This is a genomic window from Coleofasciculus sp. B1-GNL1-01 (assembly GCF_040220235.1).
Classification (GTDB): domain Bacteria; phylum Cyanobacteriota; class Cyanobacteriia; order Cyanobacteriales; family Coleofasciculaceae; genus Coleofasciculus.
Map to the genome: position 1 here is coordinate 56,725 of NZ_JAVJTO010000168.1, position 19,287 is coordinate 76,011.

The 19,287-nt window shown below is 44.5% G+C and carries 17 protein-coding genes; 12 read left to right on the forward strand and 5 right to left on the reverse strand.

The window, feature by feature from the left end; all coding sequences use genetic code 11:
• Positions 1–48: 48 nt before the first annotated feature.
• Positions 49–255, reverse strand: a complete 207-nt coding sequence (locus tag RID53_RS35795) for a hypothetical protein (RefSeq protein WP_446392619.1) — start codon at positions 253–255, stop codon at positions 49–51.
• Between the two features lie 378 nt (positions 256–633).
• On the opposite strand from RID53_RS35795, the gene RID53_RS35800 reads away from it, so the two are divergent.
• From RID53_RS35800 to RID53_RS35835, 8 genes are all read left to right on the forward strand, one after another.
• A complete protein-coding gene (locus RID53_RS35800) occupies positions 634–1,011 on the forward strand; it encodes a type II toxin-antitoxin system HicB family antitoxin (RefSeq protein ID WP_446392620.1) in 378 nt (125 codons plus the stop codon).
• Positions 1,008–1,433, forward strand: coding sequence for a type II toxin-antitoxin system VapC family toxin (locus RID53_RS35805; RefSeq protein WP_446392621.1), 426 nt, complete (start codon positions 1,008–1,010; stop codon positions 1,431–1,433). The genes RID53_RS35800 and RID53_RS35805 overlap by 4 nt, the downstream gene beginning before the upstream one ends.
• 181 nt (positions 1,434–1,614) lie before the next feature.
• The gene (locus RID53_RS35810) at positions 1,615–2,679 is read left to right on the forward strand and encodes an AAA family ATPase (RefSeq protein ID WP_446392622.1); all 1,065 of its coding nucleotides are present in this window, start codon (positions 1,615–1,617) and stop codon (positions 2,677–2,679) included.
• Between the two features lie 462 nt (positions 2,680–3,141).
• Complete coding sequence (locus tag RID53_RS35815) at positions 3,142–5,844, forward strand: ATP-binding protein (RefSeq protein WP_446392623.1); 2,703 nt, start codon at positions 3,142–3,144, stop codon at positions 5,842–5,844.
• A gap of 625 nt (positions 5,845–6,469) precedes the next feature.
• Positions 6,470–7,111 (forward strand): flavin prenyltransferase UbiX, encoded by a 642-nt coding sequence (locus tag RID53_RS35820; protein WP_446392624.1) that lies wholly within the window; start codon positions 6,470–6,472, stop codon positions 7,109–7,111.
• A 443-nt stretch (positions 7,112–7,554) separates the two neighbouring features.
• The gene (locus tag RID53_RS35825; protein WP_446392625.1) at positions 7,555–8,388 is read left to right on the forward strand and encodes a hypothetical protein; all 834 of its coding nucleotides are present in this window, start codon (positions 7,555–7,557) and stop codon (positions 8,386–8,388) included.
• Between the two features lie 40 nt (positions 8,389–8,428).
• The gene (locus tag RID53_RS35830) at positions 8,429–8,620 is read left to right on the forward strand and encodes a hypothetical protein (RefSeq protein ID WP_446392626.1); all 192 of its coding nucleotides are present in this window, start codon (positions 8,429–8,431) and stop codon (positions 8,618–8,620) included.
• A gap of 739 nt (positions 8,621–9,359) precedes the next feature.
• On the forward strand, positions 9,360–9,797 hold the full coding sequence (locus RID53_RS35835; RefSeq protein WP_446392627.1) for a hypothetical protein: 438 nt from the start codon (positions 9,360–9,362) through the stop codon (positions 9,795–9,797).
• A 309-nt stretch (positions 9,798–10,106) separates the two neighbouring features.
• On the opposite strand, the gene RID53_RS35840 is transcribed toward RID53_RS35835, so the two are convergent.
• The 4 genes from RID53_RS35840 to RID53_RS35855 all read right to left on the reverse strand — a co-directional run bounded on the left by RID53_RS35840 (position 10,107) and on the right by RID53_RS35855 (position 14,261).
• Positions 10,107–12,035, reverse strand: a complete 1,929-nt coding sequence (locus RID53_RS35840) for a CHASE2 domain-containing protein (RefSeq protein ID WP_446392628.1) — start codon at positions 12,033–12,035, stop codon at positions 10,107–10,109.
• Positions 12,036–12,307: 272 nt separating this feature from the next.
• Positions 12,308–13,615, reverse strand: coding sequence for a tetratricopeptide repeat protein (locus RID53_RS35845; RefSeq protein WP_446392629.1), 1,308 nt, complete (start codon positions 13,613–13,615; stop codon positions 12,308–12,310).
• Complete coding sequence (locus tag RID53_RS35850) at positions 13,539–13,772, reverse strand: hypothetical protein (protein WP_446392630.1); 234 nt, start codon at positions 13,770–13,772, stop codon at positions 13,539–13,541. Before RID53_RS35850 ends, RID53_RS35845 begins: the two co-directional genes overlap by 77 nt.
• A 207-nt stretch (positions 13,773–13,979) precedes the next feature.
• On the reverse strand, positions 13,980–14,261 hold the full coding sequence (locus RID53_RS35855; protein WP_446392631.1) for a UPF0175 family protein: 282 nt from the start codon (positions 14,259–14,261) through the stop codon (positions 13,980–13,982).
• Between the two features lie 97 nt (positions 14,262–14,358).
• Here RID53_RS35855 and RID53_RS35860 point away from each other — a divergent pair, with 97 nt between their 5' ends.
• The 4 genes from RID53_RS35860 to RID53_RS35875 all read left to right on the forward strand — a co-directional run bounded on the left by RID53_RS35860 (position 14,359) and on the right by RID53_RS35875 (position 19,163).
• Positions 14,359–14,505 carry a hypothetical protein gene (locus RID53_RS35860; RefSeq protein WP_446392632.1) on the forward strand — a complete coding sequence of 49 codons (147 nt, stop codon included), beginning with the start codon at positions 14,359–14,361 and terminating at the stop codon, positions 14,503–14,505.
• 162 nt (positions 14,506–14,667) lie between these two features.
• On the forward strand, positions 14,668–16,131 hold the full coding sequence (locus RID53_RS35865; RefSeq protein WP_446392633.1) for a folate/biopterin family MFS transporter: 1,464 nt from the start codon (positions 14,668–14,670) through the stop codon (positions 16,129–16,131).
• 128 nt (positions 16,132–16,259) lie between these two features.
• Positions 16,260–17,741, forward strand: a complete 1,482-nt coding sequence (locus RID53_RS35870; protein ID WP_446392634.1) for a carotenoid oxygenase family protein — start codon at positions 16,260–16,262, stop codon at positions 17,739–17,741.
• A 438-nt stretch (positions 17,742–18,179) separates the two neighbouring features.
• Positions 18,180–19,163, forward strand: a complete 984-nt coding sequence (locus RID53_RS35875) for a glycosyltransferase family 2 protein (RefSeq protein ID WP_446392635.1) — start codon at positions 18,180–18,182, stop codon at positions 19,161–19,163.
• Positions 19,164–19,287: the final 124 nt, after the last annotated feature.

The window sequence follows — 19,287 nt, forward strand, 5'->3', positions numbered from 1 at the left end:
TGAGCGGTGCTTTGCTAGCAAAGGCTTTTCTTAGTTTACCGTTATCGGCTAACGGCGAGGGGGAAAGAAGACCTTATTATATTCCGCTAACGCCAGAATTAGGAGTGCGATCGCTAATATAACGGCTGTGGTGATCCCGCCGTACTGGACTAGGGTTGTGGGGTTGATTTGGGTTAGGGGTGTGGGTGTGAGGGTTTCGATGGTGTTGGTTTGGGGTTCTAGATTCGGTTGGGTTGGCGGGTTGGTGTTGATCATGGTGTTTATCTCGGTTATCGATATAACCATGATGGCTTGGGTAACAGGTATTTTAGGTAGGCAGAAGTAGGGGACTTGGTAATGTTAGGGTTTGTAGGGAGATGTAGGATAATGTTTGTTATTCGTCATTTGTCCTTTGTCATTTGTCATTTGTCATTCGCCATTTAACCACCTGTAGGGGCGACCCGCTTGCATTAATTAACAATACTAATCCATTCAATTAACTTGGGTCGCCCTCTTATAAGTTTGTCCTCAATGTTGAAGCGTTGATGGCGCTAAAGCGCAACTACAAGCGCAACTACAAGCGCAATTACAAGCGCAGCTACGAACGAAACTGTCTTTTGGGAGTTATGATTGAAGTGAAATAGGGCAAGTTTTATGACAACTAACTTTATGTTTACTCCGATAGAGAATTTGTCTCAGTTAACCTACTCTGTACTTATTGAACAAGAACGGGGTAGCTATAAAGCAATGGTATGGGGTTTACCTGATTGTCAGACAACGGGGAAAACTCGCGAAGCGGCATTAGTGAGTTTACGTCAATTGTTAGAGGCACGTTTGGAGAACGCTGAACTTGTTTCTCTAGATATTGAACGTCCTCAATCTGACAATCCTTGGCTGAAATTGGCGGGTAAATATAAGGATGATTCTCAATTTGATCAGATGTTGGATTATATCCAAGCTTATCGTCGTGAACTCGATCAGGAAATGGAGGATTATTATCGGCAACTAGATGCCGAGGATGAAGTCAAGTGAGTCTGTGGATACTTGATACCGATTGCCTTTCGCTGCTGCAACGGGGTCATCCAATTATCAGTCAGCGTGTTACCGCCGTTAATCCTAGAGAAATTGCGACAACTATTATTACTGTGGAAGAACAATTGCGGGGACGGCTGGATAGTATTAGACGGGTGAGTTCTAATGATGCTCGGATATTGGCTTACAGAAGATTTCGGGATACATTAGAAGATTTTAGGACTATCAATGTACTGGATTTCGATCCAGAGGCTAACAGTTGTTATACAGAATTGATTCGTCAAAGGATTCGGATTGGTACGCAAGATTTACGAGTTGCTTCGATTGTGATGTCCAGAAATGCTATATTGGTTACACGTAATCGGCGCGATTTTACAAAGGTTCCAGGGTTGGTGTTTGAAGATTGGACGGTTCAACCCTGATTTCCTGTAGGGGCGACCCGCTTGCACTAATTAACAATACTAATCCATTCAATTGACTTGGGTCGCCCTTTTATCAGTTTGTTCTCAATATTGAAGCGTTGATGGCGCTAAAGCGCAACTACAAACTGGCAGAATGGGGATAGGTTCGATACAATTGGCAAATGAATCTTAATGCTTACTAATGGATTCAACAGAGGCGCTGGAATTCATCAACAGGCGGCTGTGGGAGAACTCTCAGCCTGTTTTGACTGAAGCGGAAGAGGCGATTGTGATTGGGATTTGGCAGGATTACAGTTATCAACAGATTGCCGCCCAAAACTCTTTTGTTTATCAATACACTAGAGAATTAGGCGCAAATTTATGCAAAAGACTGAAAGAGTATTTTAATAATGAAATTAATAAACGAAATTTTAAAAGGCAAATTGAATATCTTTATGGTGTAGAGGTTGAAACTAAACCGCCAAAATCTGAGATGTCAGCGCCCCCTGAACTCTTACAACAAACCTCAACTTCTGTAGATTTTGACAATCTAACGATTAATCCCTTTACCCCTCAACAAGGCAGAATCGATAATCCGCAAGACTTCTTTAACCGAGAACGGGAAATCCGGCAGATATTTGAGGTGATTAATAGTGGTAGCAGTGTTGTCTTAATCGGAGCCGAGGGTGTCGGTAAATCTTCTTTGCTTTCCCAGATTGTCCGACTGGCGGATACTCATCTCCATTCGCCGCGTCAGCCTATCTTTCTCGACTTAAATACAGTTGTAGATGAAGATGATTTCTATGGTGCATTATGTGATGAGATTGGTATCCCGGAAACTAAGGGAGCCAGGTTAAGTCGCTATTTGAAATCGCGTCAAGTTCTGCTGGTTTTAGATAATGTGGGAAAAATGACGTGGGATGGCTTTAATCGCGGTGTGCGGGATTATCTACGAGGTTTGGCTGAGGGGAGTCAAGCACCACTGAAGCTGGTTTTGGCGGCGAATGAATCTTTAGATGAACTGTTTAATGATAGTTGGGATAATGGCAAAACGTCTCCTCTGGCAGGAGTTTGTCAAGAAGAAATCATAAAACCCTGGAATGAACCAACCGCCCGTGATTTTATTGAGGCACGTTTGGCGATGACTTCGGTAAGGTTTACTGACGCTGAAATTAATCAGTTAGTTGAGGAAAGTGGCGGTCATCCACGGCAATTAATGCAGTTATGTTATCGAATGTATTCTCGGTATTTGGAGGGTGAGTCATGAGTTTATATTTTGCCGGATTTATCTCTATGGTTGAAAACCAGATATTAAACACTATTATTCGTCAATTTAGGGGGGAGAGTGACCTCTCCCTAGCCCTCTCCTACAAGGAGAGGGAACCGGAATATATTTGTTATTTAATGCAGCTTTCCGACTCCCCCTTCCGTGCAAAAAAAGCGAAGCATCCTCTGGCTTCCCCCATGGAACAAAAAGCGAAGCATCCTTTGGTCTCCCCCGTGCAAAAAAAGCGAAGCATCCTTTGGCTTCCCCCTTTTGAAGGGGGACGGGAGGGGGATCTGAAGGGGGACGGAAGGGGGATCAAAAAGGGGGACGGAAGGGGGATCAAAAAGGGGGACGGGAGGGGGATTAAAAAGGGGGCTGGGGGGTTAGGTTTTTCAACTTTACCCACACAATCATTTAATTCCCAGGTGGGATTAAGTTTCTGACAATAGCACCAGAATTCCCATGAGCCAACATCGCCCGGTTCCCCGATTAGATTTAGCACCGAAACTGAAACGCCCTCTCTCTTTATGGAATCCCTTGGATTATTTGCGCCTGTTGTATTGGGTGTTTTACTTTCCTCAAGCCTTGCGCTGGTATGTGGATACCTTCGGCGGTGGGTATATTCCTCCAAAAGAAATGAATTGGCGCAAGGGATTAGAACTATTGCGTCAGAATCTTATCCAGCGCCAGTTACTTGTTCAAGGGTTAGTATTGAGCATTGTTATTCCTGTAGCTTGTTGTGGATTACTTCAACAGATAGGATTTGAAATTGATTGGAGTAGCGTGACGCTAGGCGTGGTGGGAGGCGTGGCGGGAAGCGTGACGCTAGGTGTGACCCTAGGCGTGGCGGGAGGTGTGGCGGTAGGCATTGGGTTTGGTGTGGGCTTTAGTGTGGGCTTGGGTGTAGGGTTTAATGTGGGCTTTGGTGTGGTGGTAGGTGCAGCGCTAGGTGTGGTGGTAGGTGTGGCAGGGGGCGTAGCCCTAGGTGTGGCGGTAGGCATAGCGGGAAGTGTGGCGCTAGGCATCTGGTTTGGCATAACGGGAGGTATGGCAGGAGGCGTGGCGGGAGGCGTGGCGGGAGGCGTGACAATTCTGCGTCCAGAAAACTGGTTGATTAGTTCACTGTTAAACCTGCGATACCTTCAGAATGGAAGTTTGTTATTCCCCCGCATTACCTTACTTCCTCTACCTTATCTAAGGTTTCGTTTACAGAATTGGCTGCAACAGGATTGGCAAAAGGGTTTACACAATATCAATCAATTATTGGCATATACTCTACAGTTTATTCCTGTTGTGCAAAGTGTTAATCTGGTACTGGATAAAACCCCATCAGAACAACTGATTTGGCGTATCTCTCGGCTGGCTGAAACCCCTTTTGATTGGCAGCTACTACGGTTTTGTTCAGTTTCACTGAATGCGGTGTTTAAGTCAAACGCCGTAGAAAATTTTTTCTTATTTCCTTATCATTGGCGGCAACAGCTTCAAGCTAACTTTACTACAGATACTCGCTTAGACACTCCTGCCCGTGCTACGGCTGCTGGTTTTTGGCATCTCCATGAAAAAGAACCTGCAAAAGCAACCGAAGCATTTGCTGTTGTTCGTTCTCTTCTCTATGGTGAGGAACTCTTCACCCTCGCCCAAACTCTCACCACATTCAAAAAAACCAAAGAACCTGACACAATCGCCACATTAGAACTACTCACTTCCCCAAACGAACCCCTACTGCGTCCCATAACCTGGAACACAATAAAATCTCTCTATCGAGTCGTGGAAGATGTGCGAGTAGTTCAGCGTAGCGTCTCTCGTTCCACCCGTGCCTTTGCCCTGAATCGCGCCTTAGGAGAACTGGAAACTATCCTTAATCGTATCGAAACCTTACCCGAAGCTGAACGAGAATTAATCAAAGATATTGCCCAGACTTGGCAAGACGCATTATTACAAATTGCGACGGAAATTGGCAAGATTTCCATCACCAAACCTGTCACTAATCCTTATGTGGTAGGAGACCCCGTTGAAGGAAATCGCTTTGTCGGACGAGACGATATCCTTAGACAATTAGAAGAACTATGGGTTATGAGTCAACAACTCCAGTCTGTAGTTTTCTATGGTCATCGCCGCATGGGGAAAACTTCGATTCTTTTAAATGTGGCAAACTGTTCCGGTTCACGGGTAAAAGTGCTTTATATTAATCTACTGCTTTTAGGAAATAGTCCCCAAGGTGTCGGAGAAGTATTAATGGCGATAAGTGATGCAATTTCCGATTCCTTCGGCTGTCCCCCTCCAGATGATAATGACTTGCTGAATCTTCCTTATCCTACTTTTAGACGGTATTTCAAGCAGGTTGTAGAAATATTACCAGCAATGTCTCTACAGGGTTTAATTATTGCTCTAGATGAATTCGAGAAAATCGAGGAACTCATCGAATCTGAAAAAATTCCCAATGACTTTATTTCATATCTAAAAGGCTTATTACAAAATAATTATAAAGTCGCGTTTGCTTTTGCTGGGTTGCACACCTTAGAAGAAATGACCGCCGATTATTTCCAACCTTTCTTTGCTAGCGTTCTTCCGATTCACGTCGGTTTCTTAGAACCTGCTGCAACGCGCCAGATTTTAGCCAATCCCAGCCTGGAAAATCCAGCTTCGACTGTTTCAGATATATCGGATAATGAGGCTGTTGATTTTCCTCTGGATTACACTCCAGACGCCCTTGACTCAATCTATCGTCTAACCGCAGGTCAACCCTATTTAGTTCAACTGGTGGGATTCCAACTGGTGCGCCGATACAATGATTTTGTGTTTGAACAGGGACATTCGCGTGACCCAGTTTTTACGGTAGAGGATGTGGAAGCGGTGATTAATGACCCCGAATTTTATAAACGGGGACGGTATTATTTTGATGGGGTTTGGGGTCAAGCGGCGCGAGGGGTTACAGGTCAACAGGCAATCCTTAAGGTGTTAGCGCCTCACCCGGATGGGTTAATCATTGAACAATTAAGGATAAATTTAGCAGAATTATTCAGAGAATTAGGACTTGCGCTTCTAGAGGAGAAACAATTAGAGGAAGCGTTGGAGACATTAAAACGCCATGATGTGATTCAGCAAAAGGGTGAGTCTTGGCAGATTATCGTTGAACTATTCCGGCGCTGGGTGTTAAATCAGTAGATTGTCATTAGTCATTAGTCATTTGTCATTTGTTGAATCAATTTTTTACCTAATTGTAGTGGCGTGACATACCGACTTTTATCAATTAACCTTACGCCCAGAAACCGTAGGGACGCACTGATGTGCATTGGTGACAACTTAAGATGAAACCCAATACAGAGGGAGCTTTTCACCCTCATCCCCTAACCCCTTCTCCCACCCCCCTCGTTCCCCCCTACAAGAGAGGGGAGGACAGAGGATGCTTCGCTTTTGTTTCATGGGAGAAGGGGAACCATCACATAAAACCGCTTCTAGTATCAGGGAAAAGAACACACTTTCTTTCTTGTATTTCTTGCTCCCCTCTCCCCTGGTGGGAGAGGGGCTGGGGGTGAGGGGTTCTAGCTTAAGTTGACATCTAAGTCGCCAATTTGGATGCCTGGAAATAAATTTCCGGCTGAAAGCTAAAGTAAGCTAAAGCTTACTGAGTATTTGAACCCGTTAAAACAGGTTTTAGCTTTAGTTCAGGGCTTAGACTAAAATTCAAAATCGGAACATTGGCGACAAAATGATTCTACTTTATGTAGAAACTTAGCCTGTCACACCTCTACACTGGTAAAGACTGACAACTATCTTCCGTTAACATCGCGTGTCTTCAACCAATCCCCAAACGTTCCCCTTAATCCTCGGTATTACTGGTGCCTCTGGCTTAATCTATGCAGTACGTGCCGTGAAGTTTCTCTTAGAAGCCGACTATACCATCGAACTGGTGGCATCAAAATCAGCCTATATGGTTTGGCAAGCGGAACAAAACACCCGTATGCCTCCAGAACCCGAACAACAGACACAATTCTGGCGTCAGCAAGCAGGTGTACCCAAAAAAGGCAAGCTGATTTGTCATCGCTGGGGGGATGTGGGTGCAACCATTGCCAGTGGTTCGTTCCGGACATTGGGAATGGTGATTATTCCCTGTAGTATGAGTACGGTGGCAAAAATTGCCAATGGTTTGAGTTCAGATTTATTAGAACGGTCAGCCGATGTGCAGTTAAAAGAAGGGCGTCAACTGATAATTGTACCCCGTGAAACACCATTTAGCTTAATTCACCTGCGTAACCTCACCACTCTAGCCGAAGCTGGAGTCAAGATTGTGCCAGCCATTCCCGCCTGGTATCACAATCCTCAAACCATTGAAGATTTAGTGGATTTTGTTGTAGCGCGAACCTTAGACCAACTCAATATTGATTGTGTTCCTTTAACACGATGGCAAGGTGGTTTTCGGGAAAAGGTTTGACTCTTTGCTTGGTTCAGGAGATCGGGTTTTTCGGGGCGGGTTTCAAAATTATTGTTTCTTACTTGACCCAGATGTAACTAAACCTGCCGTGACTTGGTTAGGGCGATTGAAATCGCTGCTACATAAGCAAAGTCCGCCTACGCGGACTGAATTGTAACGGCGATAGTCAACCGGAATTTAGAATCAGCTAGGTGTATAATTGATGGCATTTAATTTAATTCCGATCTAACATTAAAGTATTTTCAGTATCCGACGTTAAAAAGTAACAGAGTTAGGTTATGAGTCCCAGGCGGCACATTTCTAAAAAAGCGTCTTTGAAGTCTACTTTTACTCCTCCTGCCAATCCACTAAAAACCCGTGGGTTCGGTAACGGTATCCAAGCCAGACGTGCAGAGCTACCTCAAACCAAGCTGTTGCAGACACGTCCGTTGGGTTCACCTGCTATGGCACAGCAAGAACCACAGGATGCCCGTTCTGCTGAAGCACAACTCGAAGGGAAATCTCGTTTTGGTTACAATGGACTCGAAATACCAGTCAATGCGCCTATTTCACCACCTCCACCGCCACCAATTCAGAGGAAGGAAGCTTCGGAAAAGCTGGGAAACTGGCGGCAAAAGCCAGCAATACCCGCCGCCAATCCTGTATTGAACCGATTGAAATTGAATCAACTTCAGGCAAAAAAATTCACTTCACAACAAAGTATCCAGCGAAAGGAAAATTCTGAAGCAGAAGAACTACAGAAGCCGCCGGAAGCGGGGACAGTGGAACAGCCGCAACTACTGGAACAAGAAGCACCAAAACAAATCCAGGGGGCAACAGAATTCGGACAGATAGTCCAGCAGCAAGATGATTCCTCTAGCGCTCACGGAACCGAGAAAGCCAAAGAAAGTAAAAGGAGGATTTCTAAAGAGCAAGCCGAGAGAATAAACACAGTAATTGCTCAAGTAAGGAAACTGATTTCAGAAGAGTATTTAGAAAGTCAGTTCAATGCTCTAGATGGAAACTTGCCTGAACTAATCGGAGAATGTTTTAAAATACATGGACACTTAATGACTTTTTTGCTTTTTTCCGCTGCTCGTGTTTGTGGAGAAAATGGATTGTTAAGTTTGGATTGCTACCTTGCATTAGGATTACTAGCAGGAGAACTAATAGCTTACTATTATTGCATAAAAAATAAGCTCAATTCCAAGCAATTAAAACTAAAAACTGTAGAAGCATATTTAGATAAAATTTTCTACTTCCATGATGAGATAAGTAGGATTCAAGAAGACCTGTAGACTTATTAATAGGATGTGTTGGGTTATAGGGGGATTTGAAATGGCAGATTCAGTCAAGCTGATTATAATATTTGGATTGTATATTTTTACGATATTTACCCTAACATCTAAAATAAGAAGTTTAAGAAAAACATTGACAAAAAAAGAAACTGACATCAAGCAAATAGAAACCAAGCTGGAAGTTTTAGAAAAAATAATTAAAGCTAGATCAGATAATAATCACAATGAGTAAAAACGGAAAATTTTTAAATTAAAATCAGTAAACAATTTTCTAGAAAATAAAAATAAATAGTGAAAATATAATTTGGCTAATATTAGTAATTTTTTATATTTCTGTATCGATAAGCGACCAATTAGAGTGGCTAAATTTTCTAATTTTAGTTTGTCTGCATATATATATGGTTTTAGACTTGAGAGGTGATGATTCAGAATTTACTCAGAAAGTTGTAGCTATCAAAGAGAGGATAGGAATAATACAGACTAGACTTACATCACTTGAAAAAGAAATCGACAAGCTTCGCGACTATTGAGTTCATGACTAAGTTTATTAAAACTTTAGTTAAAAATCCAAATAAGGTTCAGAGTAAAAACCATGAAGAACTTAATTTTTATAGTTTTGGTAATTTTGTACATTTTTTCGATAAATAACCACTTATCGGGGTTGAGTTTTTTAGTCTTAGCTTGTGTAGGTATATATGTTATTTTAGACTTGAGAGGTGATGATTCAGAATTGAATCAGAAAATTGCAGCTATGGAAGAGAGAATAATGATCATACAAGCTCGACTTAAATCAATCGAATCAGAAATCGAAAATGAGTGAGCATCGATTAAGCTGTCATGCATTTAAATTGGGTATTAGTAGCGAGCAAGATGCTCCCACTACAAGGAGTACGTCATTATTGACATTAAGGTTTAAATACCGAACAGTTTATCGTTTATTTCCTCACCCAGATGTAACTTAACCCGCACCGATGAGATTAGCCACACCCGTTGTCAGCTTGATATTAATGAGTCTGCTCATGTTTAGTTGTGGTCAGGCTCCACAACGTCAGGAGAAAAATTTGAATCGACAGCAAATTGAACAACTCGCTCGGATTCAGTTACCTCCAAGCAGTAAGGAGATTGAAGTGCATACTGAGTCCGGTATTGACTCGTTGATTGTCCTGCGGTTTACTCTCGATCAAAGTGATTTGGATAGTTTTTTGACCAGTGCTGGGTATACTGAACCCTTAAAAGAAGGATTTCGTCCCTTTAGTTCACAAGAGTTGAGGGATGTTTCTTGGTGGAATCCAGATGAGGCAAAAGACGTTATTGGTGGATTTCTGAATACCTCAGACTGGGCTAGTGAAGTGATGGTCGATGTTTCAGCGTCTCAGCCAGTCGTCTACTTAAAATCTTATGATTTGTAGTTGTCTAAGATTTCACCCATCTGAGAAAAGAGAGATACGTTAACTTATATAGCATTTGTAAATGAGTTGTAAACCTAGAATGTATTTTCTTAGATTACTTAAAAACCCTGTATCTCTTTCCCCTATTGCCTATTGCCCATTGCCCATTGCCTTTTTACCAGGTTCCTGTGTTCACGACCCAAATAAAAACACTATATACTCTGCACTCCTACTCTATAACTTAAGGCTGGTGGGTTGAGCGAAGTCGAAACCCACCCTACGGTATATTAAGGGTTTCGGCGATGTCAAAATGCTTATTTCAGTGCCATTCTACTGTGATACCGTGGTTCGTGCCAAAACGCGATAAACATTCACCGTTTGCTGTTTTCCTTTCAAGGCTAAAGGTCCCCAAGATTCAACCTCAAATTCCCCTTGCAGTTGATCTAGCGTTTGTTGACCAATGAGAATCCGACAGGGAGTCGGTTGACGCTGTTTCTCACAACTCTCTAGCCGGGAGGCAATATTAACACTATCGCCAATTACGCCATATTCTAAACGGTCTTTGCCCCCTAAACTGCCCACCACAACAGGACCGGTAAAAATGCCAATCCGCATTTGAATCACCGGTAAACCTCGGCGTCGCCAATCTCGGTTCATCGACTCCAGGCGATCGCTAATTGCTAACGCACAGTCTACCGCCGCTTTCGCATCTTCAGCCACTTCAGTTCTGTGCAGGCGAGACATGGGGACACCAAACGCCACCATCACCCCATCCCCGGTAAACTTATTCACAATCCCCTGGCGCTGGAGGACTTCACGAGTCACCACTCCCAGAATTTCATTTAACCATTCCAACAACGCCTCTGGGGTCATCTTTTCCGATATCGTACTGAAATCTTTGATATCGGCAAAAAACATCGTCGCGGTGAGGCGAATCCCCGGTAACTTGCCAGATTTTAGCAAGCGATCGCGACCTTGCCAAAGAGCCTGAGCGACTTCAGGCGAGGTATTCTGTCCCAACAGCTTCATTACAATGCGCTGCTGTTGATGGGCTTCGTAAGACCGATGAGTGACAAAAATTGCTACCGTTAACCCAAATCCGAATGCTGGCGCTGCAAACGGAACCCAGCCACCTTGAGTCAATAGGTAAAAACAAACACTGGATAACACCCCCAAACTACCCGTTACTCCAATAATTAACGCCAGGGGATGATACGTCACCCGCCCCAATATCCCCCCGATCGCAATCCAACCAATAATCCACAGGATTTCCGCCTGTTCTGACCAAAACCAGAATAAAGGACGCTCACCCGTCGCCGCATCCAGGAATTGGCTGACCATTTGAGCCTGCATTAAAACCCCAGGTATTTTCGCATTTTTTTCCAGGGCGGGACTAAAGGGTGTGGTAAATAAGTCTTTGAGACTGGGTGCAGTGGAACCAATAATCACAATCTTGTCCTCCACCCAACTCGGATCAACCTTTCCGGCTAAAACATCGGTTAAGGATACTTGTCGCGCCACCTGATAAGGGGAACGATAATTGAGTAAGATTTGGAACCCGCCAACATCTGCGTTTTGATATCCCCCCGCATCTTCCGTTATAGGTGACAACACCGCCTCACCAAGCTGAGGAATATCTGGATTATCGGGACTAGGTTCCAGTTCAATCCCACGGGGTTCTAAATAGGCAAGTGCCAGAAGCAGGGAAAATGAGTAAAGGACATCACTTTCATTTTCAGCAAACAAGTAGTTTCGACGAACCACATCGTCTGGGTCAAGGAGTATATCATTAAAACCGATGCGTTCCGGTGATACGTCTGGCGGCGGTGGCGTTCCGGCGCGGATATCAATATTCTGAATTGCAATTAAATTCGGTTGTTGCAGTTGTTCCACTAACTGCTGATGACCCGGTTCTACAGGAAGATTGCGATACAAATCTAGACCAATAACAGCGGGTTCAGCAGCTTGCAGTCGGCGTAATACCTGTGCTAAAACCTGATCCGAGATGGGCCACTGGTTTTGATTTTCTAGGTCTTGTTCTGTAATCGCGACAACCAAGATCCGAGGATCAGGTTCCGTTTCCAGAGGTCGCAGGCGGACAAACTGATCATACGCCGCCAGTTCTAGCGGTTCTAGTCCACCCAAGTGTCGCACGCCCAGAAGGGTAATGATCACAGCAATGGTTGAAACTCCCACGACTCGCAGATGTGCCAAATCGGGTAACGCCGTACTAACCGTTCGAGGAATGCGAAAAATCATAGGGATAGATGTTTTAGCGTCTCAGAAGCCGCAGGACAGCTATACAGATATTACTCAAACCCGAAGATGCCTAATTTTGTCCAACTGACTGTGGCAGCAAAGCCCTTTCCGCATTATGCCACTTTTCTGGTTTGTAGTAGGCACTTTAGTGCCTCAAGCGGGTCGAGCGCTGACTACTGACTCTTAAGCATAATATTTGATAGATAAGGGTTAGAGGGTTGTGCAGCAAGCCCTACTTATCAGTAGACATGATAATCTTTGAAATATTTAACTTAGCGATCGCGCTCTAAATCATCGATCACTTTTTGCAAGTACCAATTCTCTGGCATCCCCGGATATTTCTTCTTGGCTAACTCAATCAAACGCGCCGCAACATCCCAGTATCCCCCTACCATCCGCAGGAGTCGTTGTTGTAACTCTCGATCCACTCGCGCATTCGACCGAATTTGTCGTTCTTGATTGATAAAAATGTCTTTCCGATTCAGTTGAGCCGAGCGTTTTTTGAGTTCGGCTTCAGCTTTTGCCACTTGCTGCTTCTGCTGATTTAATGCCTGATGATACTTCTGCCAATCCTGTTTCTCAAAATACAGATTCGCCGCTTGTTGATAATCATCCGCCGCGCCTTGATAATCCTGAAAATCAGCACGCGCCGCCGCCCGATGATAATAGATTTGCGGATCATTCGGCTGAATTGTTAACCCTCGTGAATAGTCCTCAATTCCTTGGCGATAATCGCCCAGTTTTGAGTAAGCTTGACCCCGACAGACATAATATTGGGAATTGTCAGGTTGTATTTCAAGTAACTGGGTAAAATCCGCGATCGCCCCCCGATAGTCGCCCAGTTCAATGCGAACCCGCCCCCGATAGTGACGAACTTGGATATCATTGGGATCAAGCTGCATGGCTCGACCGAGGTCTTCCATCGCTCCTTTTAAATTCCCCAATTTGCTACGAATAATTCCCCGATAACAATAGGCTCTAGCATCATTGGGCGCAACGTGCAGCAGCCATTGGCAATCCTCTAAGGCTTCCCGATGCTTTCCCCGTTGTAGCTTGTTGATAACTTGAGTCAAATACTTTTGCGTCTCAGCCGCACTCGCCGCCTGGATTTGCGCTGCCTGAATTTGCTTGATACTCTCTAGGCAACTCTGGCAATTGTCTTTATCTTTCTGGTCTAGATACAGTTTAGCCGCTTGTTTAAAGGATGCGATCGCCTCTTTCGTCTTCCCCAACCGACGGTAGGCTGTCCCTTGTAGTTTATACGCCGCCCCCTGATTCCCATCAATCTGGAGAACCTGTTGAGCATCTTCTAGGGAACTCTGAGCCTCTCCCTGCGCCAAGTGAGCCAAACTGCGCCCCAAATAACTATCCAGATGTTCAGGATTCACCTGTAGCGCCTGGGAATAATCCGCGATCGCACTTTGACAATCCCCTAAATCAAAACGAGCCAATCCCCGTCTGTAGTAAGCCTCGGCAAATTCTGGATTAATCTGCAACGCTTGCTCAAACTCCTGAATCGCTCCCTCTAAATCGCCCTGTTGCGCCTTCTCGCGCCCGCGCTCGTAAAATTCCTGCTCCATTGCCCACGTCCAACTCGTTTATGCGATCGCCAGTTGTCTTGTCAATCATGATAACCTCATTGCTGATCGTGTTTCCATTTGAGTCGTTAACACAGCAATGGGGCAAAAAGGCAATAAGTAGATGGACACAATTAAAGTTAACGGTGGTGATTGTCATTCGTCATTCGTCATTCGTCATTTGTAAGGATTTAAGGTGCAGATAACTCATGGAGTACAGTAATCTGTGTTTTAAAACATCAATTATACCTAGCATAACGGTGAAGTTGTAGGGTGGGCATTGCCCACCAGACTTAAGTCGGTGACATTCCAATTAAGTCAATCAACACCAAATAGAATAACAGTGAAATATCTGAGACAACTGCCATTAACTTTCTGGTGTCTCCTGAGTCATTAGTTTTTCCATCCTTAATAAATCCTGCTCAAAATCAGCTTCATCATAATGTAAATAGGCTCCTGCTTGTTTGAGAAAACTATCCACCTCATAACGCGAAGGAAGGTTGAGTATTCTTCCCACTTGCGCCGAAGTAATTACTCCCTGACGGTAAGCTTCAATGGCTAAACACTCCACGACTTTTCCAGGAACTTTATTCCACTTCTCCTGGATTGTGTTGACAATTTCATCGGGTAAATGGATGGTAATTTGCACAGAACATCCTCCAGTTTCTCAAGTTTGGCTTAGGCGACAACGTAGAATCCTCGACTCGACAAGCACTAAGCTGTTTGACATTTAAACCTTAATGCCAATGTCTGTAATGGCTTTCATTGATGTGCGCCCGATTCAATGGTCACACGTAATCCATCATTTTAGCTGTGTCAATCCAGTAGGTTGGGTTGACCAAGGAAACCCAACAGATTCGGCGATAGACGCTAGTGCAGCGTGGCGGAAATAACTATCCAGTTGAAAAAGGTGCTTTCATCTTACTGTACAAGCGTTCTTACCGTCTGCCTCCTGCCTCCTGCCTCCTGCCTCCTGCCTTCTTGCACTAGCACAGATGAGGCAACCCAGAGACAGTGTGTAAGATATAAAAAGAGATAAAACTTAAAAAAAGTTCATGATTGTGTCCGCCTCTGGCTTCGATCGCGTTAAACAAGCCGTTAAAGATAAAGTCTTTTTTGGCAATGAACCCACACCGGAGTTGATTGCCATCCTCATCGTCTATTTTGTCCAGGGTATCCTGGGGCTAGCCCGTTTAGCGATTAGCTTCTTCCTTAAAGACGAACTCGGTTTAAGTCCCGCCCAAGTCTCGGCGCTAATTGGGATTGCGGCGTTACCTTGGGTGATTAAACCCCTATTTGGCTTTCTTTCCGACGGACTCCCCTTATTTGGCTATCGTCGCCGCCCTTATCTGGTGCTGTCAGGTTTGATGGGAACAACCGCGTGGTTAAGTTTGGCAACGGTAGTTGATACAGCTTGGGCGGCAACCCTTGCCATTCTCCTAAGTTCCCTCTCCGTGGCGATTAGTGATGTCATCGTAGACTCGTTGGTGGTAGAACGGGCAAGACGGGAATCATTAAGCGATTCCGGTTCCCTGCAATCCCTGACGTGGGGAACCTCTGCTGTCGGGGGAGTGATTACCGCGTATCTGAGTGGTTGGCTGCTGGAGGCGTTCAACACCCAAACTGTTTTTGGCATTACCGCTACTTTCCCTCTACTCGTCTCTGGTGTGGCGTGGTTAATTGCTGAAGAATCCGTTAGTTCGGGGATAAACACCGCCACCGTCACCAACCAAATCAAGCAATTGCGTCATGCGGTGACTCAAAAAGCCATCTGGCTACCCACGGCGTTTATTTTTCTCTGGCAAGCCACACCCACCGCCGATTCAGCCTTTTTCTTCTTCTCCACCAATGAACTCGGATTTGAACCAGAATTTTTAGGGCGAGTGCGTTTAGTCACCAGTTTGGCGTCTTTGGTGGGGGTTTGGGTCTTTCAACGCTTTTTAAAGGGCATCCCTTTCCGCACGATTATGGGATGGACAACTGTCCTGTCGGCTGTGTTGGGGATGACAACTCTCATCCTGGTTACCCATGCGAATCGGGCGTTAGGCATTGATGATCACTGGTTTAGTTTAGGCGACAGTCTGATTCTGACGGTGATTGGACAGATTACGTTTATGCCCGTACTTGTCCTTTCAGCCAGACTCTGCCCGTCGGGAGTTGAAGCCACTTTGTTTGCCTTGCTGATGTCAATATGGAATTTATCGGGATTGTTATCTCATGAATTGGGGGCGTTATTAACCCATTGGCTAGGGGTGACAGAACATAACTTTGATCGCCTGTGGTTATTACTGACGATTACCAACCTCTCTAGCTTATTACCCTTACCCTTCTTAGGGTGGTTACCGACGGCTGATCCACAAACTGAAATTAAAGGCGAAACAGAGTCTAAATCATTACCGCCAGCAGAAGTATTTGAACATCATACGTCGGGTTCTCTCTCCGAACAGCCATTCCTACCCGATGTTGTGCCAGAGTTTATCCGGACTCGCATGGGTCAAAAGCCTGTGGAAGAGTCGTAATTTGTCATTCGTCATTCGTCATTCGTCATTCGTCATTCGTCATTTGTCAGTAGTGAGGACTTTAGTCTTCTGGTTAGAGGCGCTAAAGCGCTTACTACAAACACGATTAAATAAAGAGGGAATAAACAATGATTGCAACAGAACAAGTTTTAAAATCAAAGTCTTCACTGTCTTATGACCGCGAAGGATGGAAACAGGGATATCAATCCCAGCCCAATGAATATGATTACTGGATTGAGGACATTGAAGGGGAAATTCCGCCAGCGCTGAATGGCACATTGTTTCGCAATGGTCCGGGTTTACTGGATGTCCATGGTCAACCCCTGCATCACCCCTTTGATGGCGATGGTATGATCTGTGCGATCGCCTTTGATCAAGGTCGTGCTTATTTCCGCAATCGCTTTGTCCGTACTGAAGGCTTTCTCAAAGAACAAGACGCCGGAAAAATGCTGTATCGCGGTGTTTTTGGTACGCAGAAGCCCGGAGGCTGGCTGGCGAATGCGTTTGATATTGATATCAAAAATATCGCTAACACGAATGTGATTTACTGGGGCGGGAAATTATTGGCTCTTTGGGAAGCGGCGGAACCCTATCGGTTAGATCCCCAAACCTTAGAAACCCTAGGGAAAGACACTCTAGATGGTATTTTGGCAGAAGGCGAAGCGTTTGGCGCTCATCCTTGGATTGACCCAAGCTGTAATCAAGATGGCGGTGCGCCTTGTTTGGTGAATTTTGCGATTAAACCGGGTTTTTCTACTAAAATCACCATTTATGAACTGGATGCAGCCGGGAAATTGAAACGGCGTAAAAGTCACACGGTTCCGGGTTTTGCTTTCATCCATGACTTTGCGATTACGTCGAATTACTGCATCTTTTTCCAAAATCCTGTCACCTATAATCCCGTTCCCTTCCTCCTGGGATTAAAAGGGGCGGGTCAATGTGTAAACTTTAAACCCAATGCACCGACTCGGATTTTAGTGATTCCGCGTCATGGTAATGAACCGATGCAAGTTCTGGAATCTGAGGCTGGGTTTATTTTTCACCATGCGAATGCTTTTGAGCAAGGAGAGCAAATTTGTGTGGATTCGATTTGCTATGAGTCGTTAACTCAAGTGGAACCGGAGATAGATTATCGGGATGTGGATTTTGATGCGATCGCGCCGGGACAACTGTTTCGGTTTACACTGAATTTAGCGGATTCTACGGTACAACGACAGCGACTATTAGAACGTTCCTGTGAGTTTCCCTGTGTTCATCCCGATCACGTTGGACGCCCTTACCGTTATGTGTACATGGGAGTGACTCATCATCCCACCGGAAATGCTCCACTTCAAGCCATTGCTAAGTTTGATGTTACGACAGGAGAGGAACAAATTTGGAGTGCAGCCCCCCATGGCTTTGTCAGCGAACCGATTTTTGTTCCCCATCCTGAAGCGAAGCGAGAAGATCAGGGTTGGGTGTTGACGTTGGTGTATGATTCGAGTCATCATCGCTCTGATGTGGTGATTTTAGACAGTCGAGATTTCAGCCAAGGCGCGATCGCCCGACTGCATTTGTCGCACCATATTCCTTATGGATTGCACGGAAGCTGGACTTCGACAGTCTTTTAAGATTATTTATTGGTCATTGGTCATTGGTCATTGGTCATTTCATCGGGGCGGGTTTTGCAACCCAGCTAGGGATAACAATCAATATTAATCCCTAAACCCGCCCCTACACACAGACGCGCCATGGCACGTCTCTACATGGCTCCCCCAGATCCTCCACACCTACAAAGCTGCTCAAATATTTCCGTCGCGTTGCACTAGGGTTCAATCGCTTAAAATTATGAATGTCCATAGCTAATCTTATTGTCCAAAATTTAACCAAACCCAAAACAGGTTAAAACAAAATCTGGACGATACCGATTCTTAGATCAGCCGATGTACATTTAAATTGGATATTTCTGTTCCCTATTCCCCATTCCCTGTTCCCGTTGAGGAATTTAGACATCCTGATCTAAATGCTGGACAGCTAATCGAGGCAAAATAATTTTGGTGGAGAAGGGTATGAAATTTAGCATCGTCATCACGACTCATAATCGCCTCACTTTGCTCAAGCGAGCAATGGACAGCGCGTTAGCTCAAACGATACCGTGCGAAGTAATTGTGGTGGATGATGGATCGTCTGATGGTACAGAGATTTATGTCCAACAGCGACGGAAAGAACTCTTGGACATGGGTAACACCCGTTTAATTTATCACCGAAATTCGACGAATTTGGGTCACTCAGGAACGGTTAATCAGGGTGTAGCATTGGCGACAGGAGACTGGGTAAAACTGGTGGATGATGACGACTACCTTGCCCCGAATTGTATTGAAGAAATGGGGAAGGCGATCGCCGGACGTCCAGAGGCTGTCATTTGCTCCTGTCGAGCCATTCAGGTCAATGAGAATAAGACAGAAATCAGCAGAAGTCGGCAGGTTGGCAAGGGAACACTTGTATATATTCCCCAAGCCGAGATTCATTACGCTATGCTGTTGGAACTCTTGCCATTTGGTACGCCTGTACAAGTAGCCTTTTCTCGTTCAGCTTTCCTGAAGTCAGGAGGATGGGATACCCAATTTGATACGAATTATGATGATATTGATTCCTGGATTAAAATTACCCAGTTTGGTGATGCTATTTTTATAAATAAATGTCTGGCTTACCGCACTATTTGGCAAGGTTCATTTAACAGCAAATTTACTTTTGATCAACGTCTGGAAATCAACTTAATTATCAAAGAAAAGATTTATTTATGTATCAGTCCAAAATATCGTTATACTTTACCAGAACTGTCAGAGATTAAGTCATCTATAAAAATTCATTGGGTATTTGCTGCCCTAAAAAAAAGAAAATTTGTCAGCGCAGCGAGAATTTGGCTAAAAACGGATTTATCTATAGCGGCTGTACGGTTATTTTTAAAACGAATTATTGCCAGAAATTGTTTAGATGAATTATTAAAAGAGTCTCAGGCAACGCCCATTTTATTAGTGCGTGAACATAACTGAATGATTTAAACGTAAAGGGAACTCCAGGAAGCAAGTGCGACCGTATCTGCCCTAACCCAGACAAAATCCATAACAATGGGCAAGGGTTTTGATGTAAAATCAATAGTCCGCAGTCAAACGAAAA

What these genes read in the sequence shown, in the direction of transcription:
- RID53_RS35830 (WP_446392626.1), top strand. Translation starts at nt 8,429, where the DNA reads ATGGCAGATTCAGTCAAGCTGATTATAATATTTGGATTGTATATTTTT.
- RID53_RS35850 (WP_446392630.1), bottom strand. Translation starts at nt 13,772, where the DNA reads ATGACAATCACCACCGTTAACTTTAATTGTGTCCATCTACTTATTGCC.
- RID53_RS35795 (WP_446392619.1), bottom strand. Translation starts at nt 255, where the DNA reads ATGATCAACACCAACCCGCCAACCCAACCGAATCTAGAACCCCAAACC.
- RID53_RS35875 (WP_446392635.1), top strand. Translation starts at nt 18,180, where the DNA reads ATGAAATTTAGCATCGTCATCACGACTCATAATCGCCTCACTTTGCTC.
- RID53_RS35825 (WP_446392625.1), top strand. Translation starts at nt 7,555, where the DNA reads ATGGCACAGCAAGAACCACAGGATGCCCGTTCTGCTGAAGCACAACTC.
- RID53_RS35835 (WP_446392627.1), top strand. Translation starts at nt 9,360, where the DNA reads ATGAGATTAGCCACACCCGTTGTCAGCTTGATATTAATGAGTCTGCTC.
- RID53_RS35845 (WP_446392629.1), bottom strand. Translation starts at nt 13,615, where the DNA reads ATGGAGCAGGAATTTTACGAGCGCGGGCGCGAGAAGGCGCAACAGGGC.
- RID53_RS35810 (WP_446392622.1), top strand. Translation starts at nt 1,615, where the DNA reads ATGGATTCAACAGAGGCGCTGGAATTCATCAACAGGCGGCTGTGGGAG.
- RID53_RS35800 (WP_446392620.1), top strand. Translation starts at nt 634, where the DNA reads ATGACAACTAACTTTATGTTTACTCCGATAGAGAATTTGTCTCAGTTA.
- RID53_RS35815 (WP_446392623.1), top strand. Translation starts at nt 3,142, where the DNA reads ATGAGCCAACATCGCCCGGTTCCCCGATTAGATTTAGCACCGAAACTG.
- RID53_RS35840 (WP_446392628.1), bottom strand. Translation starts at nt 12,035, where the DNA reads ATGATTTTTCGCATTCCTCGAACGGTTAGTACGGCGTTACCCGATTTG.
- RID53_RS35865 (WP_446392633.1), top strand. Translation starts at nt 14,668, where the DNA reads ATGATTGTGTCCGCCTCTGGCTTCGATCGCGTTAAACAAGCCGTTAAA.
- RID53_RS35860 (WP_446392632.1), top strand. Translation starts at nt 14,359, where the DNA reads ATGTCTGTAATGGCTTTCATTGATGTGCGCCCGATTCAATGGTCACAC.
- RID53_RS35870 (WP_446392634.1), top strand. Translation starts at nt 16,260, where the DNA reads ATGATTGCAACAGAACAAGTTTTAAAATCAAAGTCTTCACTGTCTTAT.